2 protein-coding genes are annotated in these 3,323 nt (G+C 35.9%); both read left to right on the top strand.

Annotated features, from left to right (window positions below; translation table 11 throughout):
* Positions 1-701: phosphoribosylamine--glycine ligase (locus ACT8VG_RS09000; RefSeq protein WP_444195672.1), on the top strand; the 701-nt coding region annotated here is incomplete at its 5' end.
* Between the two features lie 9 nt (positions 702-710).
* Entirely contained in the window at positions 711-3,290 is a 2,580-nt protein-coding gene (locus tag ACT8VG_RS08995; protein ID WP_444195671.1) for a phosphoribosylformylglycinamidine synthase, read from the top strand.
* The last annotated feature ends 33 nt before the right edge of the window (positions 3,291-3,323 follow it).

The raw sequence follows: 3,323 nt of genomic DNA, 5'->3' as shown, positions 1-3,323 counted from the left end.
AATTCTTAACTGGTTTTGAATGTTCTCTATTATGTTTTGTAGACCATGATACAATCGTACCTATGGTATCTGCAAAAGACCATAAACAGATTTATGATAATAATGAAGGTCCAAATACTGGTGGTATGGGAACTGTATCACCTAACCCATTTTTACCTGAAGGTATGGAAGGGACTTTCAAAGAAAAGATTCTTGACCCATTCATGAAAGGCTTACACGAAGATCATATGGATTATCGTGGGGTTGTCTTTATTGGATTAATGATCAAGGATCAGGATGTAAAGGTATTAGAATTCAATGTTCGTTTTGGTGATCCTGAAACTCAGGTTATCTTAATGAGACTTGAAAGTGATTTATATGAAGTAATGTATGGATGTGCTACAAATACATTAAAAGATGTAGATGTTAAGTGGAAAGATGAACAAGCAACATGTGTTGTTCTTGCAAGTGGAGGCTATCCTGGATCTTATGAAAAGGGTAAAGTCATTACTGGTTTAGATCATCTTCCAGAAGATATCGTTGTTTTCCATGCAGGTACTAAACGTAATGAAAACAATGAAATCGTCACAAATGGTGGACGTGTATTAAATGTTTGTGCATTAGGACATGATCTTGAAGAAACAAGAAAGAAAGTCTATGATGCAATTGAAAACATTCATTTTGATGGCATGTATATGCGTAAAGATATTGGCTTACATTAGGAGGATAACATGGCTAAAGTTTATCGCGTTTATGTAGAAAAAAGAAAAGAAAATGCGGTTGAAGCAAACTCTATCAAACATGATTTGATGACAAGACTTGGTTTAACTGACGTTTCTAACTTAACAGTTGTCAACCGTTATGATCTTCAGGGTATTACTGAAGAAGTATTAGAAGAAGGTATTCCTACTATTCTTTCTGAGCAAATGGTAGATGAAGTATATCGTGAAGAATATACAATTCCAGAAGGAGCTGTAAGTTTTGCGATTGAATATCTTCCAGGACAGTATGATGCTAGAGCAGATGCCTGTGAACAGTGCTTCCAGTTATTAACTGGTGAAAAAGGCGTTAAGGTTAAATGTGCAAAGCTTATTGTAATCGAAGGTATTTCTAGTGATGAATTACCAGCAATTAAACATTATTTAATTAACCCTGTTGATTCTAGAGAAGCGTCTTTAGAAAAGCCAGCAGATTTAAATGATGCTGTTGTTGAAATCAAGAAGGTTCCAGTGATTGAAGGATTTATTGGTTTCACTGATGAAGAAGTTGAAGCATTACTTGAAAAGATGAGTCTTGCAATGAACTTCGATGACTTAAAAGTAACTCAGAATTATTTCAGAGATGTAGAAAAGAGAGATCCTACAGAAACTGAAATCAGAGTATTAGATACTTATTGGTCAGACCATTGTCGTCATACTACATTTGCGACAGTTATTACTGATATTGATATCGCAAGTGGTGCATTTAAAGAAATCTTAGAAAAAGATGTAGAAAAATATAAAGCAAGCCGTCATCTTATTTATGGTGTAGATACAAAGAGACCACTTACTTTAATGGATCTTGCAACTATTTCTATGAAAGAACTTAGAAAACGTGGCTATTTGGATGATATGGAAGTATCTGAAGAAATCAATGCCTGCTCAGTTCGTTTAAAGGTTCATACAACTGATGGGGATGAAGATTGGTTATTAATGTTCAAGAATGAAACACATAACCATCCAACTGAAATTGAACCATTTGGTGGTGCCGCTACATGTTTAGGTGGTGCAATCCGTGACCCATTATCAGGTCGTGCTTATGTTTACCAGTCAATGCGTATTACTGGTGCAGGTGATCCTCGTCAGAAATTAGAAGATACACTTCCTGGTAAATTACCACAGAGAAAGATCTGTGAAGAAGCAGCTCATGGTTTCTCTTCTTATGGTAACCAGATTGGTTTAACAACTGGTTTTGTACATGAAGTATATGATCAGGGTTATGTTGCTAAGAGAATGGAATTAGGTGCTGTAGTTGCAGCCGCACCAGAAGAACAGGTTAAGAGATTAATTCCTGAAAATGGACAGATTGTCTTATTAATTGGTGGACGTACTGGTCGTGATGGTATCGGTGGTGCCACTGGTTCTTCTAAGAAACACGAATTAAAGACTACTGAAACTGCTGGTGCTGAAGTACAGAAAGGTAACCCAGTTGAAGAAAGAAAGATTCAGAGATTATTTAGAAATAAAGAATTCTCTAAGAAGATTGTAAGATGTAATGACTTTGGTGCTGGAGGTGTCAGCGTTGCAGTTGGTGAATTAGCACCTGGTCTTGATATTAACTTAGATGCAGTATTAAAGAAATATGAAGGTTTAAATGGTACTGAACTTGCAATTAGTGAATCACAGGAACGTATGGCTATTGTCATCAATGAATGTGATAAAGACTTCTGTATCCAGGCTGCTCATGATGAAAACCTTGAAGTTGTACAGGTGGCTACAGTTACAGATAAGAACCGTTTAACTATGAAATATATGGGAGATACTATTGTAGATATCTCTAGAGACTTCCTAGATGAAGCAGGAGCTAAACGTTATCAGGATATCCATGTAGAATTACCTGATTTTGATAAGGCACCATTCAATCCAGAAGCAAAAGAAAACTTTACTGAAACAACTAAAGAAGTATTATCACGTTTATCTACAGCTTCTCAGAAGGGCTTAGTAGAACGTTTTGACTCTTCCATCGGTAATGGTACTGTTCTTTCACCATTTGGTGGTAAGACTTACCGTACAGAAACTGAAGGTATGGCTGCATTAATTCCAGTATTAGGAAAAGAAACAACTACATGTTCATTAATGAGTTATGGTTATAGCCCACTTATTTCTGAATGGTCACCATATCATGGTGCAATCAATGCAGTTGTAGAATCTGTTGCAAAAATCATCGCAATGGGTGGTACATGGCATACAATCCGTTTCTCATTCCAGGAATTCTTTGAAAAGCTATTAAATGATCCTAAGAGATGGGGTAAACCATTTAGTGCATTACTTGGTGCTTATCGTGCTCAGGAAGAATTATTATTACCTTCAATTGGTGGTAAGGATTCTATGTCAGGTTCATTTGAAGACTTAGATGTTCCTCCAACTTTAGTATCATTTGCGATTACTGGTGGAGATGTACACAAAGTCATCACTCCTGAATTAAAAGAAGCAGGACATGTATTAGTAGAATTTATGCTTCCAAAGGATGAATTCCATGTATTTGATTTTGAAGCTTTAAGAAAACAGTTTGATGCTGTAGAAGCTTTAATTAAGTCTGCAAAGTCTTATTAAGCTTATACATTTAAAGAAGGTGCTTTATATTAA

It is taken from the genome of Catenibacterium sp. (genome assembly GCF_052354645.1).
Lineage (GTDB): Bacteria > Bacillota_I > Bacilli_A > Erysipelotrichales > Coprobacillaceae > Catenibacterium > Catenibacterium mitsuoka_A.
Note: the sequence above shows the minus strand (reverse complement) of the source record. Positions and strands in the feature narration are given on the sequence as shown.